Raw genomic sequence first — 15,568 nt, 5'->3', positions numbered from 1 at the left:
TGCGATGAGCGCGTCGCGCCCGACCGCTCCGTCCACGATGGCCACGATGGCCACGATGGCCACGATGGCCACGATGGCCACGATGGCGCGGCGCTCCTCTTCGGCTTCGGCGCGCGGTGGGCGGGCGGTCAGTCGATCGGTCCGCAGCCGAGCGCCCTCGATCTCTCGCGCGCCCGCGCCGCGGTCTGCGAGGGCGGGCTCGCGCCTCCCCAGCGCGCGATCACGCTCGCGTAGGCCTGGCACGCGCCGGCGACGTCCCCCGTCTTCTCGAGGGCCTGACCGAGGAACCAGAACGAGCGGACGTACGTCACCGGCCAGTCCAGCATATCGCACGTCATGACCGCCTTGCGGAGCGCGGGGATCGCGTGGCCGGGCATGCCCGCGAGGTGGTAGACCGCGCCGAGATCCGCGTGGAGGTCGTGATCGACCTGATCGCTCATCAGCGCGCTGACCGGCAGCGCGGGGACCGCCTCCGCGGCCTCCTCGAAGCCCTCGATCCAGCGCGCGTGCGCCCTCACCAGCGCGGAGAGCGCGCGCTCGGCGCCGGCCGGAGCGCCCGACGGCGGCAGGTGCTCGGCTCGCCGCTCCTGGAACGCGGCCCAGGACATGACGCCGGCATGCAGCATGACCCGCAACAGGTCCGCCGAGCCGCTGGCGCAGGCGACGTAGTTGTCGAGGCACGTCTCCGCGATGCGCGCCGCCTCGATCTCGCGATCGGTCTCGAGATAGATGTCGACGAGCGCACGGGCGACGTCGGCGTGCGCCCTCGACTCTGCGCTCATCCACAGGCGCGCGCTTCGCAGCAGCACCTCGGCCTTCGCGAAGTCGCCCGTGAGCGCGCGCACGCTCGCCTCGTCGATCAGCGCGACGTAGCGCCGCTCCGCGTCCGGCAGCGAGACCCAGCCCTGCCGCAGCGGCACCATCACCGCGTCGGCAGACCGCCCCTGCGCATAGCTCGACGACGCGAGCTTGCGCTGGATCACCTGGCCCCTCGTGCCCGTCATCCACAGCATGAGCTGCAGGTCCTGCTCGACGTCGCCGCAGCTGCCGAGCGCGCTGTGGATCTCGCTCCTGACCTCGTAGCAGCTCGCCGCCTGGGGTGAGATCGCGAGGCACTTGTCGACGGCGACGGCTGCGTCCTGGAACGACCCGAGGTGCCGCAGCGACCGCGCCAGCGCGGCCCAGCCCTGGGCGCGCTGGGGCTCGCTCGTCGTGGCCCGCGTCGCCGCCTCGACGCTGGCGTGGATGTTCCAGCGGACCGCGTGGCGCGCGAGCAGGGCGAGCACCTCCGCGTCGCTCGGGCGCTGCGCGGCGAGCGCGGAGAGCCGCGTCGCGCAGAGCGCCGCGTCCTCGGGATCGCTGCCGATCGCCCAGGCCGCCGCCCGGACGACGACGCTGCGCCTTCCGGTCGAGCGGGGCTCCGCCGGGGGCGGCGGGGTGTTGTTGGGGCGCTCGGTCGGCGCCATGGGGTCGACCTCGTCCCCCTCCACCGGTCCCTCCACCGGCTCGGCGTCCGGCACCCTGACCGGCGGCCCGGGCGGGGCCGGCGCCGGCGACGCCGGCGCGCCCGAGCTCGGCGCCGCGGCCTGCTGCGCGAGCGCGGCGAGCACGCCGTGGACCTCGCAGAGGTTCGAGGGCCGGGCGTCGCGGGCCACGGACAGCATGCAGCGCACGAGGCGCGCGAGCTCCGCGGGCACGCCGGGCGCGGCGCTCTCCAGCGGGGGGATGCCGCCGGTCACGATGATCTTGAACACCTGGCCGGCGTTGTCGGCGCGCGTGGGGAGGTCGCCCGAGAGGCACTCGTAGAGGAGCAGGCCGAGCGACCAGACGTCGGTCCGGTGATCGACCGGATCTCCGAACACCTGCTCCGGGGACATGTAGCAGGGCGTGCCCAGCCTCGTCCCGCTCTCGGTGAGCCCCGGTGTCCGAGCGTCGTGCCCGCCCGCGGCCGTCAGCTTCGCGATGCCGAAGTCGAGGACCTTGACCCGCTGGCTCGATCCGTCGACGAGGAAGATGTTCTCCGGCTTCAGATCGCGGTGGATCACGCCCCGCGCGTGCGCCGCGCCGACGGCGGAGACCACCTGCAAGAAGATGGAGGCCACCTCCGCGAGGGACAACCTCGGCCCGCGAGACAGCCTGTCGGCGAGCGACTCGCCGGAGAGGAGCTCCATGACCATCACGGGCGCTCCGTCCTCGAGCGCGACGTCGTGCACAGCGACCACATTGGGGTGGTCGAGCTCGTGCGCGATCCTCGCCTCGCGCAGCAGCCGCAGGCGCACCGCGCCGGACACGCCCTTCACGAGCTTGAGCGCGACCCGCGCGCCGGTCAGCGCGTGGCTTGCGGCCCAGACCACGCCCATGCCCCCTTCGCCGAGCCGCCGATCCAGCCGGTACTGGCCTGCGACGATGTCGCCGGGGCGAAAGCTCCGCCTCGCGCCCTCGGCTCGCTCGTCGCCCTCGCCAGGCGGAGCCCCCCTTCCCAGAGCGTCCGAGGTCGCCTGGAGCTCCTGCGTGTCGCCCACCTCCGGTGCGCTGCGCACGACAGACTACACTACGCGTCCGGCCTCACCTGTCCAGACCGAAAGCGGCGCGAGCCGACCGCCGATAGAGCCGCTGGAGCCGCTTCACGAACGCCGGCGCGGACACGCCGTCCCCCGGATCGAGTAGTGGAAGAACGGGTCCGGTTCGACCCCGTGGTAAATCTATGCTGTTGAACCAGCGGTGGGGCGCGGACGGCGGTTCGCGCCTCCCCTTCCCTGTCGCAGGCATAGAATCGCTCGCCGGATGATTTTTCTTTTGAATGATTCTGAGCAAGCTTTCACCTCAAAGCCTTCCTTCGCACCGCGAAAACGACGACCTGATCCCTCGAATGCGGCTCAGAGCGGGCGATAGCGCCTCTGACACGTAAACGAGTATCGAAACTCACAAAAATCCTGTTTCAGGGCGCGCGGCGCTCCGGCGCGGGTTCGGCAGCGCCGCCTCGCCCCGGAGCGCGTTCCCGCTCGACGCGGCCCAGAGGCGGGTCTATCCACTCCCTCATGGAAAGCTCGCCGCGCGCGCCCCGGTGTGGACTCGCCCTGCTCACCTCGCTTGCCCTCGCCTGCGCGCCGGGCTGTGGAAAGGACGTCCAGCAGCCCTCGCCGGAGCCGGCGCCCGGCGCTGCTCAGGAAGGAAAGGCCATGTCGCTCTACGACTTCACCGTGAAGACCATCGACGGGCAGGACCGCTCCCTCGGCGACTACCGGGGCAAGGTGCTGCTCGTGGTGAACACCGCATCGGAGTGCGGCTACACCCCGCAGTACGCGGGGCTCGAGGCGCTCCACGATCGGCTCAAGGATCGCGGCTTCGCCGTCCTCGGCTTCCCCTCGAACGATTTCGGCGCGCAGGAGCCGGGGACGGACGCCGAGATCGCCGCCTTCTGCTCCACGAAGTACGGCGTCAGCTTCCCCATGTTCTCGAAGATCCCGGTCAAGGGGGGCGGCAAGCACCCGCTCTATGCGTTCCTCACCCAGGCCCCGCCCGCCGGCGAGGTGAAGTGGAACTTCACCAAGTTCCTGATCGGCAAGGACGGGTCGGTGCTCACGAGGTTCGAGTCGTCCGTGGCGCCGGACGACCCGAAGCTCACGCAGGCGATCGACAAGGCGCTCGGCGGGTGAGCGAGGCGGCGCCCGAGCCCCGCCACCGGCCGAGACGAGACATGGGCGCGCGGGCGACCGTGCGCTCCTCCCCTCCCCTGTCGCAGACATGGATCCGCTCGCCGCCGCGCGGCGCTCGGAACCCGCGAAGCACCTACGGACCGACGTAGCGGTAGACGCGGAGCCAGTCGTACTCGGCGCGCGTGGGGGCGGTGCTGCTGTCGACGGGGCCTGCCCAACCTGGCGACCCAGAAGCCCAGATCGTCAAGAGGATGTTCTGAGGGAGGACCATGCGTCCCATCTCCTCGGTGGCCGTGTGCATGAGCGCTCCGTCGACGTAGAAGCGCGCCTCGCCGGGCACCCATTCGATGGCATAGGTGTGAAAGCCCGCTGCGGGGTTGAAGCCCAACGTGACGAGCTCGGGGAACTGGAGGTGACCGGTGGCTGGATCGGCGGGCGGGATGTTCACCATGTGGTTGAACTGAACGCGATCGGTGTTTTTGCCCAAAAACTCGATGTCGAGCTCGTTCCAGTCGTCGGGGGGCCATGGGGTATAAATGAGCACCAGAGAAGAGACGACCGCGGAGCCCTGCGCAAACCGAGCCGACGCTTCTATCTTTCCGTAGGTCAGCGTCTCGCGAGAGCGCATCTCCACGCCGCGGAAAGGCTTTTCAGCATCGTTGGCTGCCGTCAGCGAAAGACGCAGGATGCCGTCGCTGACCGCAGCGTTCTCGCCGGCAAACTGCGCGAGGTTGCCGTCCCAGCTGTGGGTCATCAGCTGCCAGCGAGTGAGATCGACGGTGTCGAACGAATCTTCCCAGGCGAGCTCGAAGCTGCCATCCCCAGCGCCGCCTCCAGCGGCGCCACCCGTGCCGCCTGCAGTTGCGCCGCTCGTCCCAACGGAGCTCGCGCCGCCCGTACCTGCGCCGCCCGTACCTGCGCCGCCCGTACTCCCTGCGCCGCCCGTACCACCCGCGCCGCCGGTCATGGGCATCTCTGGCGGCATGCCGCCATCGCCGCCGGTCATGGGGCCGGCAGCAGCCCCACCCGTCGCCGTGCTGGGGGGAGCTCCACCAGCGGCGACGGAGGAGCCCGGATCCGGGGAGTCGTTGGAACACCCCGAAAAAGCCAGGAGCGCGAGCAAGGCGAGGGCTGATCGACTTCGCATGCCGATCGCATACTCAACCGCCGCGCGGCGAGCATCCAGGTTTGTGCGTTTCCGCAGCCTGAACGCCGATCCGCGGAGCAGCGGCGCCGGAACGACGGGTCCGGTCGCGCGAGCTACCCGGGATGTCGGCAATCGTGCTGTGCGCTCAACGGCTCCAACCTGTCGGCGAGCAGCTTCCGGGTGCCTGGGTCGAGGAGCGCGCTGGGCGCCATGCCCAGCAACTCTCTGATCACCTGGTGACAGCGCGAGTAGCTGCCGAACCCCGCGTCGAGCGCCGCATGCGTCAAGTGGCTGCAGCCCTGCTCGAGCAGCTCGAGGAGCTTCAGCGTTTGCAGCCGGTTCTTGTACTCCGTCAACGACAGGCCCTGGTCGCGGCGAAATTTGCGGCTCACATCGCCGCGGTTGCTCGCCAGGCGCCGGGTCAGCTCGTCGCGGCGGAGGTCCGGCGCCTCGACCAGCAGGGCCGCAGCACGGTGGCCGAGGCTCATCTGCGGAGGAGGTGTCCTTCGGGCCAGCGCTGCGAGCACATCGAGCAGCCGTCCCTCGACGGCCGGGTTGTCGCGGCTGCTCGGCACCTGGGCCATGGCGTCTGCGCAAGCCGATAAGGCCGCCTCGTCGAGGCGCTGCTGAGGCCGAGAGAAGCTCGGCGCGCAGCCGTGCTCGCGCGCGAACGCCTCGATCAGCTCGGGCCGGAACCCTACCGCATAGAGCTCGAGGTCCGGGCTGGCGTCTTCAAGGTAGTGATCCAGCCCGGGCGGGTACCACAACAGCGATCCGCGGCCCGCCGGAACGCGACGATGCCCCACGCGAAAGATGGCCGTTCCCCGGACGACCAGGTTGAACTCCGGCTCGTCGTGGAAATGGGCCGGTCGCCTGTAGGCGGGATGATAGCGCCAAGCCTGGGCGCGTCGCCCTTCGGGCATGGGGAACGACTGCCACAGCAGGCTCACGGTAAATCCAAGGATAGTGCAGCCTGGTTCGCGATGTCCACGGGCTTACCGCCGGTAGAGCCGCTGGAGCCGCTTCACGAACGCCGGCTCGAACACGCCGTCCACCCGGATCGAGTAGCGGAAGAACGGGTCCGGTTCGACCCCGTGGTAATCCATGTCGTTGAACCAGTAGATGGGGGCGCGGACGACCGTGCGCTCCTCCCCTTCCCTGTCGCAGACATAGAATCGCTTGCCGCCGCGCGGCGCGAACGAGATCGACTGCGCCACGCCGAGCGCGCTCCCGGGCTCGGTGTCGCGGTGCGCGGGCGCGTGGTCGTTCGCCTCGAGCCCGAAGAGCACGCAACGCCCGATCTCGACGAACGGCAGCCCGCGCAGGAACTCGACCGTCCGAGGGAAGACCGCCTTCGCCTCTGCCGAGAAATCCTTGCCGGCGCCGGAGTGCTTGTCCTCCCAGCGGTCGTTCTCGAGGAGGTGATAGCAGACCTTCCAGGGGAAATAGACGCCGTAGCGGTACTTCAGGTACAGCATCTGCGCCCGCGAGAGCGGGTGATCGGTCTCGTCTCCGAAGGTGTACTCGCCGCCGCGATCGAGGTCGAAGGCGGACGGGTCGTCGGCGAGCGCCACGAAGTCGCGGAGCTCCTCGCGCGAGAAGGCGCCGATGACCTGCCCGTAGTCCACGTACGGGTCCTCGTGCACCCACGGCGCGACGACGCCCATCCACTTCAGGCTCCCGCCGGTGTACGAGGGCTCGACGCGGCAGAGCCCGAGCACGATCTCGCGATCGAGCTCCGGGAAGCAGGACGTGTCGATGAGCGGCGAGAGATCGATGTACGGGCGGCCCCACAGGCCGCAGAGCTTGCTCACGACGCCCTCGCGCCGAGCGCCGCGAGGTACCGCTCGGCCACCATCCGATCGAACGCGTGGACGCCGTCCTCCACCGCGGCGTAGGTCGACGGCGCGCAGCCCGGGGCGCGCATCCCGCGCTGCTGGCGCTCGCAGATCGACCGGTCCTCGCGGTTCACGGTGTCCCAGAAGGCGAACACGTCGGCCGGATCGAAGCCGGGGGTGAACGCCGCCGGGTGGAAGTAGGTGTCGGCGACCACGAGGGTCCGGTCCGGCGCGCGCGGGGTGAGCCGGTACGTGAGCAGGTAGTCGGGCTGGAGGCTCGTGAGCAGGCCCGGGAAGAGCATGGCGTCGCGCACCCGCCGCCGCTCCGCCTCGGGGACGATCAGCGGCCGCGCCCCGCGCGCCGCGCCGAGCGAGACCGTCTCGGCGCCGGGGGCGAGCTCCATGATCCCGCCGAGCCACGGGCCGCCGCTGCCCCAGGACACGGCGTCGTCGCACGGGGTGAGCCGCTCCAGCGCGGGGTGGACGCGCGGGAAGTGGTGCGACTCCTGGAAGTTCTCCACGCAGAGCTTCCAGTTCGCGGCGACCTCGTACTCCACCCGCCGGCCCCGCCGGAGCGAGCGCAGCTCGGGGCGCGCGAGCCACGGCGGCGCGCCGCCGAGCGCGCTCTCGAGCGGGGGCGCCCCGGGGTCGAGCGTCACGAAGAGGAAGCCGAAGAGGGCGCCCGCCCGCGCGGGCAGGAGGCCGTGCGCGCCGCGGTCGAAGCCGGGGGGCGCGTGGGGCGCCGCGCGCAGGGCGCCGGAGAGCTCGTAGGTCCAGCCGTGGTACGGGCACGCGAGCTGAGAGAGCCGGCCGCACGCGCCGTCGACGAGCGTCGCCGCCCGGTGGCGGCAGACGTTGTGGAACGCGCGGATCTCCAGATCCGCGCCGCGGAGGACGAGGATCCCCGCCGGCGTGAGCGGCGCCAGCACCCACTCGCCGGGGCGGGCGATCTCGTCCTCGCGGCCGACGCAGACCCACGAGCGACCGAAGATCTCGGCCTGATCGAAGGCGAACACGCCCTCGTCCCAGTAGGCGCGCGCGGGCAGCGGGCGGGCGCCCGGGAGCGGCGCGAGCACGGCGCGGAGGTCGGCGGGGGAGAGCGGGAGCGCCGGCAAGCGGGGCGATGCTACCAGAACGGGAGCGGCGCGCGCGCCGCCGGAGCGCGGCTCAGGGGGTCGGGCGCCCGTCGACCACCCCGAAGGTCAGCTCCGCCTCGTCGACCTCGACGCCGCGGAACCGCTGCACGTCGACGCACGGCTGGTCCACGTGGGGCGGGCACAGGTCGCCCTCGCACGTCTCCTCGGTCGTCCGCGTCACGACGCCCCTGACCGTCGGCCCGTCGACCGTCATGGAGACGCTCACCCGGAGGCTGGAGATCGTCCTCGTGTCGCCGACGATCTCCCGGAAGCGGTCGTCGTCCCCGTCGTCGTCGGCGTCGACGAAACTGTCCTCGAGCTCATCGCGGTCGTCCAGCTTGTCGCCGTCGGTGTCGACCACGCGGTCGCGCGCCGGATCCGTGTCGTCGTCGCCGTCCTTGTCGGCGTCGACGAAGGGGTCGACGTCGTCCGAGATGCCGTCCTGGTCGGCGTCGGTGACCCTGTCGCGGAAGGGAAACTCGATGTCTTCGGAGCTGCCCTCGAAGGTATAAGGGTCGTCCGCCGTGGAGCCCTTCAGCGCGAGACCGCCGGTGTCGAGCACCGCCTCGTCGTCGGTCGGGAGGTAGAGGAGCAGCGTCTGGCCGTCCCGGAACGTGGTGGCGTCGTACTTCTCCGCGAGGATCGGCCGGTCGTCGGGGGAGCAGCCAGGCGCCTGCTCGGACGCCTCGAGGGCGACGCGGTACACCGCGTAGTCGCCCGCGGAGAGGCCGCCGCAGGAGGCGGCGCCGGCCAGGGTGGCCAGGAGGGCGGCGCGGGCCGAAAGCGCACGAACGTCTCGTCGATCAAGCATGTTCATCTCCTCCGCGGCGCTCAGGGATGAGCCACGGTTCAGCACTCGAATACGTCGCTCCCGCCGCACGAGTAGTAGCACTGGTCGCAGTTCAAGCATCGGTCGTAGCTGGAGTACGTCTGCACCCCGTCCGGATAGACTTCCAGGCACTCATCGATGCATGCGTCGGTCGAGCAGGTCACGAGGCACTGGACGAGGAAGTAGCAGTCGTCGCTGATGGTGCACGCCTCGAGCTCGTCGGCGCAGCTCCCCTCGTTCGCGCACGCGACGCACCCGCTCGTGCTGCTGCCGCAGACGCCGATGTCGTCGCAGGCGACGGCGCTCGTGTCGCAGTCGATGACGTCCGTGCCCTCCTCGCAGTAGCCGGTGCCCTCGGGCTCGTCGCACGCGCCGTTGTCCACGTAGGGGCACGGCGCGCCCGCGCAGTCGGCCGCGTCGGTGCCCTCGTCGCAGAGCCCGGTGCCCTCGGGCTCGTCGCACTCGCCGTTGTTCGCCTCGGGGCAGGTCGCGCCCATGCAGTCGTCGACGTCCGAGCCCTCGTCGCACCGGCCGGTGCCCTCGGGCTCGTCGCAGGTCCCGTCCTGCACCGACGGGCACGGCACGAGCTTGCAGTCGTCGACGTCCGTGCCCGCCGGGCACCGGCCGGCGCCCTCGGGCTCGTCGCAGATGCCGTTGCCCGTGTACGGACAGAAAGAGAGGCAGTCGGCGGGGTCGGTCCCGGCCGCGCACGCGTCGGTGCCCTGGGGCTCGTCGCAGACGCCGTCGCCGGCGGTGGGGCAGTGATCGCGATCTTTTGGCTCGAGACAGCCCAGGAGGGCCGCCGCGCGGCCGTTGCAGACCTCGGCCAGGTGATGACCATCCACGCACCGGCCCTCCAGGCGGACACAGTCGACATACGCCTCGTGCTCGTCCTGACAGCGCTCCTCGGCGCGCTCCTCGATGGCCTCCTGCTCGGCCTCGCACAGTCCCTCGTTGTCGCCGGAGCAGTCCTCGCAGGCGCAGCGGGCCTCGCAGACCGTCCCGTAGATCGGCGGCCCGCCGTCGCCCCCGTCCGAGGTGGCGCACGCGGCGAAGAGGCTGACGAGAGCTGCTGTGATCATCACGTGTCCGACGCGCATGGGATCTCCTCATCATCTTCTGAAGCGAGGGCTCGTCCCGCCGGAGCGCAGCGCGCCGCCGCGAAGCCGGCGAGGGCAATACGACACGGCTGGCGCTGGGAGCTCCAGGTACCCTTCACCTGCGCACACCGCGCTCGTCCGGGCCTCGCCTCGAATGTGACTGTAAAATTCTGCCAAGAGAAAACGGCTACGTATACCAGCTCGGGAGGCGGCCGGTCAATCATCGAGGCGGCGCTCGCGGCGGGCAGCAGCGGAGTGCGCGCGCGCTCGATCTGGGCTCGATCCGGGAGATCACAGGAGGGCGCGCAGCGTAGCGACCGCGCAGCGACGTGTGGCATGAGAGGCGCGCGGGTCAGGAGGAGGACGCGCGCGGTGGGCGAAAAAACGATCCTACTGCCCGCAATGCGTGCTGCGGGCGGCGTGGAGCGGGCCCGACAATCGCGCGGGGCCGCCGTCGAAAAGCTGCGCTGAACGGGCTCTGCGGGGGCAGGGTGAGCGCGGCGTCGATCGAGCGCGGCGTTTCCGGGTGCTCTCCGCGCGGAAGAGCGGAGAGGAAGTGAAAAGAGCCGTTGGCATCCGTGTCGTTTCGACAGAAGATGCGCGCGCGCCCATCGCGCTGCGGCGCCTCGCCTCCGACGGCCGGCACCGCGTCAATGGACCCCTACCGGCTGGAGAGCAGCGGATGAAGATGCGATCTTTGGTGTGCCTCTTTGCGTTGAGCTTGGTGACCGCGGCGTGCGGCGATGACGACCCGACGACCCCCGGGACCGGCAGCAGCGGCAGCACGACGACCAGCGGCAGCACGACGGCGGGAACCGGCGGCGCTGGCGGCGAGGGCGGCGAGGGCGGCGGCACCGGCGGCGAAGGCGGCGGCACCGGCGGCCAGGGTGGCGGCACCGGCGGCCAGGGTGGCGGCACCGGCGGCCAGGGCGGCGGCACCGGCGGCCAGGGCGGCGGCACCGGCGGCGGTGGCGGTGACGGCGGCGGTGGCGGCAGCGTCGCTTCCACGACCGCCGGCACCGGCGGCGGCGACGGCGGCGGCGGCGGCAGCGTCGCCTCCACCACCTCCGCCACCACCGGTGGCGGCGACGGCGGCGGCGGCGGCAGCGTCACCTCCACCACCTCCGCCACCACCGGCGGCGGCGACGGCGGCGGCGGCGGCAGCGTCACCTCCACCACCTCTGCCACCACCGGTACCGGCGGCGACGGCGGCGGCAGCGTCACCTCCACCACCTCCGTCACCACCGGCGGCGGCGGCGACGGTGGCGGCGGCGGCAGCGTCACCTCCACCACCTCCGTCACCACCGGCGGCGGCGGCAGCGTCACCTCCACCACGTCCGCCACCACCGGCGCCGGCGGCGGCGAGCCCGCTGCCGACGGCGCTGCCTGCACCGACGGAGCCACGTGTGCCAGCGGCGCCTGCCTCCCGGAGACCGGAAGCGGCTTTCCCTCCGGGTACTGTACCGCGGAGTGCGTGACGGACAGCGACTGTGCCGGCGGCGGCACCTGCTTCCTCGTGAACGAGGAAACTGGCTTCACCATGTGCGCCGCCGAGTGCGAGACCTCGGACGACTGCCGCGACGGTTATGCGTGCATCGACGAAGGGGTGTGCTGGCCGAGCTGCACCAGCGACGCGCAGTGCACGGAGGTGGGGGTGTGCGATGACTACTGGGGCGCCTGCTTCACTCCGGACGGCAGCGCTTGCACGGAGGACAGCGTGTGTTCTGGCGACTGGTGCATCTCCCAGGCCGATTACGGCTTTCCGGGCGGCTACTGTTCGGGCTTCTGCGGCGTCGACCTCGAGTGCACCGGCGGTGGCACCTGTTACATGGAGCCGGGCGACACCACCGGCGTCTGCCTCACCTCGTGCAGGACGGACAGCGACTGCCGCGACGGCTACATCTGTGACGCCGACAATACCTGTTACCCGGGCTGCACCAGCGACGCTCAGTGCTCGGACGGGTACGTCTGCAATGCCGCTGGCTACTGCGACCCGCCGGCGGGCGATGCCGCCGACGGCGACGCTTGCACCGCCGACGCCGACTGCGCCGGCGGCTTCTGCTTCCTCGACGTGGATGGCTGGCCGGGCGGGTACTGCACGGGCCCGTGCACTCCCGGGGCCGACGACTGCGCCGGCGGCGGCTACTGCGACACGGACGGTGCGGGCAACAGCGCCTGCGTTGCCGAGTGCGGGACGTCGGACGACTGCCGCGACGGCTACGTGTGCAGTGTTGGCCTCTGCCTGCCGGGGTGAGCCGGCGGCGCTGAGCGCCCGCAGAGGGCCCGTCCAACGCGACGGCGGGCCTCTGCGGCCTTCTCCCTGAGGCGGCGAGCCCCGGTTCAGCCGGGCTCGCGCCCGCTCCGGCGGCGCCGGCGCCATGCCGCCAGCGCGATCAGCGCGAGCACCCCCGCCGTCGGCTCTTGGCCAGGGATCCCGGCCATCCGGCAGCCGCAGCCGCTGCTGCTGCCGCCGGCGCCGCCGGGCGCGGCCCCGCTCGATCCGGCCGCGCTCGCGGCGCCGCTCGCCGACGACACGGAGCTCCCGCTCGCTCCCGCCGCGCCGCCCCCTCCCACGCCTGCGCCCGCGCTCGCGGCGCCGCTCGCCGACGACACGGAGCTCCCGCTCGCCCCCGCCGCGCCGCCGCCTCCCCCCGCGCCCGCGGCGCTGCCGGCCGCCACCGTGCTCCCGCTCGCCCCCGCCGCGCCGCCCCCTCCCCCCGCGCTCGCGCTCGCGGCGCCGTTCGCCGACGAGGGGCCCGGCGAGCCCGTCTCGCCGACCAGCGCGAGGTACGCCTCGGCGAAGCGCTCGCCGAGGCGCTGGTACGCGGCGGAGTCGAAATGCCACGTATCGTCGGACCGCCGCGGGGCGAAGTCGTCCGTGTCGACCCACGCGACCCGGGGGTCTTCCTCCGCCACCGCCACCTGCGCCGCGCGCACGGCGTCGATGTTCGCCTCTTTGCCGGCGGCGATGGGCCCGCCGTTCGCCGGGTAGAGGTTGTCGCTGATCCGGCCGAGCACGACCGGGAGCCCGGGCACGCCGAGATCTTCGCGGATCGCCGCGATGAAGCCGCGCAGCGTGTCGCCGTAGTTGAACGCGGCCGCCCACCCCGCCTCGTTCTCGCCCTGCATCCAGAGGAGCCCGGCGATCTCGACGTCGTGCCCCTCCGACTCGAGCCGCGCCAGGGCGTTGTCGAGCCGCGTCGGCTCTTCGGGGTAGCGCAGGGCGCGATCGCCTGTGTACGTCGCGGAGTCCAGCTTGCCGAGGAGCGCGTGGTAGAGCTGTGATTTGTAGAGCACCTCCGGATCCGGCCCCAGCCCGCGCCCCCAGTGGTCGACGAGGTTCGTGCCCCCCTGCGCCATCTTCACGATCGCGATCCGGTGCTCGGGGAACGCCGCCGCCATCGCGTGTCCGAACGTGATCTCGGGCCCGTAGCGGCGCGCCTCGCCCTTCGGCTCGAGCGGCCCCCAGTCGGTGCTCGTCGCCGCGGCGTACGGCCCTCCCTCGCGCGCGTCGGGGTTGTGGTGGTCGTACCAGATGTCGGGCTGGCTCTGGAGCTCGGCCGGGAGCGCGGCGACCACGCCGTAGCCGACCATGTTGGACTGGCCCGCGAGCACGAACAGCTTCACCGGCTGCGCCGCGGCGGACGCGGAGAGCGAGATCGCGAGAGCCGCCACGGCGATACAGGACCGCTTCATGACACGGTATATTCTCCGCTGGCAGCGCAGCGTCAATACGCCGGCGCGCGGCCGGGGCCGGTCCGATGAGGTCGAACGCGACAGCGGCGCGATCGGCGACGATTGAATGCGCCGTTCGTCCGGCGTTCACAGGACAGGATGTCGGGGGCTCACCTCGCGGGTGCGCAATCTCGTCGAGCTCGCCTCACGATCACGATCCATCACGATCGATCGCGATCAATTCCCTTCGGGCGTCGCGTGGTAGGCGGCGCTCGACGTCGCGTAGACCCCGTTCGTCGCGTACGAGTAGCGGTGGGGCCGGACGTGATGCTCCGAGTGGCGCGCGCACCAGAGATCGGCGCCGCCGGTCTCCTGCCGGCGCTTCACGCACTCGGGGCAAGGCGGCTCGATCTCGGGCACCCGGCCGGCGGTCGCGTGATCCTTCGGCCGCACGATCCACACGGGGCAGCGCGCGAGCCGGGCGACGCGCTCGGCGACCGAGCCGAGGAGCAGCCGCTCCAGCCCGCGGTGGCCGTGCGAGCCGACGACCACGAGGTCGGCGTCGAGGTCGGCGGCGAGCTGAGCGATGTTCCCGGCCGCGTCGCCGCGGCGGAAGTGGACGACGACGCGCTTGAGCCGCCTGCCGTCGAGCTTGCCGCCCAGGGCGCGGACGCGCTCGCTCGCGCGCGCCTGGAGCTGCTGGAGCGCCACCTCGGGCTTGGTGGCCGCCGCCGGCGCCCGCGAGAGCCCGACGCCGACCCAGCTCTCGGGCTCGACGTAGACCCCGTGCACCTCCGCGTTGTCGCGATAGCAGGCGGACTCGAGCGCCTGATCGAGCGCGCGGTTGCTCAGATCCGAGAAGTCGATCCCGACCACGACGATGAACCGACCCGTTGCGCCCACGCTCGACATGACGTCCTCCTCAAGCCTCGTTGCCAGTCCATCCGGGCCGGTTGCCCTGCTCTGCCCGGCGCTCTGCGCGGCGCGCCTCTCGGCACGCCGCGCGCGCGCTGCTGGCAGGGTTCGCATGGGCCGTGCCATGCGCTCCGGAGGCCGGAGAGCGGCGGGCCCTGCCGTGCGCTCCGAACGGCGGCGCGCGGGCGACGTGCGCTGGGCGCGTCGCGCAGAGCGCGCGGCGGACCTCCGCGCGCGGCGCGCGGCGCGTGCATCCCTTTCGTCGCGGCGCAAACGGCGCGCGGCGGCGCGGGCGCGGCGCTCCGGGCCTGCCGTGCCTGCCGCGGCGCTCCGGGGCGCCCGGGCGTGGCACGGCCGGTGCTCATCGCAGGGCGCGCCTCGAGCGAAGGCCGCGGAGGCGAGCGGAGAGATGACGATGACGACCCTTGGACCGATCAACGGAGAGCACCCCATCCCGCAGCACGCGATCCGCAGCGCGCGCATCGTTGGAGACGACGGCGAGGCGTCGGTCGTCGCGACCGTCTATTGCCCGCTCAAGGAGCGGTCGGCCACGGTGCCCGAGTGCGAGTCGTGCCGTCGGTTCCACGCGCTGCACTTCGACGCGGCGTCGCGCACGACGTCGGTCGTCTGCCATACCGAGCGCGCGATGTCGGCCATGGGGAGCGCGGACCCGCTGGCCGGGGTGAGCGAGCACGTGAATCCGGCGGCGCCGCTCTCCGGGATCATGAGCCGGGACGTCATCTGCGTGCGGCCGGAGGTCACGGTCGACGAGGTCGCGGCCCTGCTGATCCGCCACGGGATCAGCGGGATGCCGGTCGTGGATGCCGACGGCAAGCCGATCGGGATGGTGTCGCGGGCCGACGTGCTCCGGGCGGCCGAGGAGCGCGGCGACACCGAGGCGTCCGAGCGGGTGAGCTTGCACCCGGACGACGTCGCGCCGCTCGACATGGAGCAGGGTTTCTATGTGTACGAGCCCGTCAAGATCACCGCGCGCGACGTGATGACGCCCGTCGTGGTGCAGCTGCACGAGAGCGCGAGCATCCGGCAGGCCGCGTCGCTGATGGCCTACGAGGGCGTGCACCGGCTGCCGATCGTCTCGGACGACGGCAAGGTGGTGGGCATCCTGTCGTCGCTCGACGTGCTGCGGTGGTTCGGGCGGAGTTGCGGGTACCTGATCCCGCCGGGGCGCAGGAGAGCCTGAGGGGCGAGCTCCCGGAGCAAGAAGTTCTACAGGGGTGGATGCGGGGCTGCGGTTCGACGTAGAAAATCATA

Annotated in this window: 12 protein-coding genes; 3 read left to right on the top strand and 9 right to left on the bottom strand. The window is 72.1% G+C overall.

From position 1 onward, the window contains the following. Nucleotides 1-128: 128 nt before the first annotated feature. Nucleotides 129-2,540, bottom strand: a complete 2,412-nt coding sequence (locus tag WME83_RS20030) for a protein kinase domain-containing protein (protein WP_437320887.1) — start codon at nucleotides 2,538-2,540, stop codon at nucleotides 129-131. A gap of 639 nt (nucleotides 2,541-3,179) precedes the next feature. Here WME83_RS20030 and WME83_RS20025 point away from each other — a divergent pair. Continuing rightward, nucleotides 3,180-3,656 (top strand): glutathione peroxidase, encoded by a 477-nt coding sequence (locus WME83_RS20025; RefSeq protein WP_437320886.1) that lies wholly within the window; start codon nucleotides 3,180-3,182, stop codon nucleotides 3,654-3,656. A gap of 133 nt (nucleotides 3,657-3,789) precedes the next feature. Here the strand turns inward: WME83_RS20025 and WME83_RS20020 are convergent, their stop codons facing one another. The 6 genes from WME83_RS20020 to WME83_RS19995 all read right to left on the bottom strand — a co-directional run bounded on the left by WME83_RS20020 (nucleotide 3,790) and on the right by WME83_RS19995 (nucleotide 9,688). After that, nucleotides 3,790-4,662 carry a family 16 glycosylhydrolase gene (locus WME83_RS20020; RefSeq protein ID WP_437320885.1) on the bottom strand — a complete coding sequence of 291 codons (873 nt, stop codon included), beginning with the start codon at nucleotides 4,660-4,662 and terminating at the stop codon, nucleotides 3,790-3,792. 254 nt (nucleotides 4,663-4,916) lie between these two features. Next, nucleotides 4,917-5,753, bottom strand: a complete 837-nt coding sequence (locus WME83_RS20015; RefSeq protein WP_437320884.1) for an AraC family ligand binding domain-containing protein — start codon at nucleotides 5,751-5,753, stop codon at nucleotides 4,917-4,919. Nucleotides 5,754-5,798: 45 nt separating this feature from the next. Beyond that, nucleotides 5,799-6,617, bottom strand: a complete 819-nt coding sequence (locus tag WME83_RS20010) for a hypothetical protein (protein WP_437320883.1) — start codon at nucleotides 6,615-6,617, stop codon at nucleotides 5,799-5,801. Next, nucleotides 6,614-7,756 (bottom strand): aromatic ring-hydroxylating oxygenase subunit alpha, encoded by a 1,143-nt coding sequence (locus tag WME83_RS20005; protein ID WP_437320882.1) that lies wholly within the window; start codon nucleotides 7,754-7,756, stop codon nucleotides 6,614-6,616. Before WME83_RS20005 ends, WME83_RS20010 begins: the two co-directional genes overlap by 4 nt. Before the next feature lie 52 nt (nucleotides 7,757-7,808). After that, complete coding sequence (locus WME83_RS20000; RefSeq protein ID WP_437320881.1) at nucleotides 7,809-8,588, bottom strand: hypothetical protein; 780 nt, start codon at nucleotides 8,586-8,588, stop codon at nucleotides 7,809-7,811. Nucleotides 8,589-8,626: 38 nt separating this feature from the next. After that, complete coding sequence (locus tag WME83_RS19995; protein WP_437320880.1) at nucleotides 8,627-9,688, bottom strand: latent transforming growth factor beta-binding protein; 1,062 nt, start codon at nucleotides 9,686-9,688, stop codon at nucleotides 8,627-8,629. A 706-nt stretch (nucleotides 9,689-10,394) separates the two neighbouring features. On the opposite strand from WME83_RS19995, the gene WME83_RS19990 reads away from it, so the two are divergent. Then, nucleotides 10,395-11,960: a hypothetical protein gene (locus tag WME83_RS19990; RefSeq protein ID WP_437320879.1), complete on the top strand. Its 1,566-nt coding sequence runs from the start codon at nucleotides 10,395-10,397 to the stop codon at nucleotides 11,958-11,960. 86 nt (nucleotides 11,961-12,046) lie between these two features. Here WME83_RS19990 and WME83_RS19985 read toward each other — a convergent pair whose 3' ends face one another. Continuing rightward, a complete protein-coding gene (locus WME83_RS19985; protein WP_437320878.1) occupies nucleotides 12,047-13,402 on the bottom strand; it encodes a sialate O-acetylesterase in 1,356 nt (451 codons plus the stop codon). 216 nt (nucleotides 13,403-13,618) lie between these two features. Then, the gene (locus WME83_RS19980; RefSeq protein ID WP_437320877.1) at nucleotides 13,619-14,293 is read right to left on the bottom strand and encodes a universal stress protein; all 675 of its coding nucleotides are present in this window, start codon (nucleotides 14,291-14,293) and stop codon (nucleotides 13,619-13,621) included. A 418-nt stretch (nucleotides 14,294-14,711) separates the two neighbouring features. Here WME83_RS19980 and WME83_RS19975 point away from each other — a divergent pair, with 418 nt between their 5' ends. Continuing rightward, nucleotides 14,712-15,497 carry a CBS domain-containing protein gene (locus tag WME83_RS19975; protein WP_437320876.1) on the top strand — a complete coding sequence of 262 codons (786 nt, stop codon included), beginning with the start codon at nucleotides 14,712-14,714 and terminating at the stop codon, nucleotides 15,495-15,497. Nucleotides 15,498-15,568: the final 71 nt, after the last annotated feature.

It is taken from the genome of Sorangium sp. So ce385, assembly GCF_051474135.1.
Taxonomy (GTDB): Bacteria; Myxococcota_A; Polyangia; order Polyangiales; family Polyangiaceae; genus Sorangium; species Sorangium cellulosum_D.
Note: the sequence above shows the minus strand (reverse complement) of the source record. Positions and strands in the feature narration are given on the sequence as shown.

Bases quoted from the DNA above. Each gene is read 5' to 3' on its own strand.
- WME83_RS20025 (WP_437320886.1), top strand. From the start codon at position 3,180: ATGTCGCTCTACGACTTCACCGTGAAGACCATCGACGGGCAGGACCGC.
- WME83_RS20020 (WP_437320885.1), bottom strand. From the start codon at position 4,662: ATGACCGGCGGCGATGGCGGCATGCCGCCAGAGATGCCCATGACCGGC.
- WME83_RS20000 (WP_437320881.1), bottom strand. From the start codon at position 8,588: ATGCTTGATCGACGAGACGTTCGTGCGCTTTCGGCCCGCGCCGCCCTC.
- WME83_RS19995 (WP_437320880.1), bottom strand. From the start codon at position 9,688: ATGATCACAGCAGCTCTCGTCAGCCTCTTCGCCGCGTGCGCCACCTCG.
- WME83_RS19990 (WP_437320879.1), top strand. From the start codon at position 10,395: ATGCGATCTTTGGTGTGCCTCTTTGCGTTGAGCTTGGTGACCGCGGCG.
- WME83_RS19985 (WP_437320878.1), bottom strand. From the start codon at position 13,402: ATGAAGCGGTCCTGTATCGCCGTGGCGGCTCTCGCGATCTCGCTCTCC.
- WME83_RS19980 (WP_437320877.1), bottom strand. From the start codon at position 14,293: ATGTCGAGCGTGGGCGCAACGGGTCGGTTCATCGTCGTGGTCGGGATC.
- WME83_RS19975 (WP_437320876.1), top strand. From the start codon at position 14,712: ATGACGACCCTTGGACCGATCAACGGAGAGCACCCCATCCCGCAGCAC.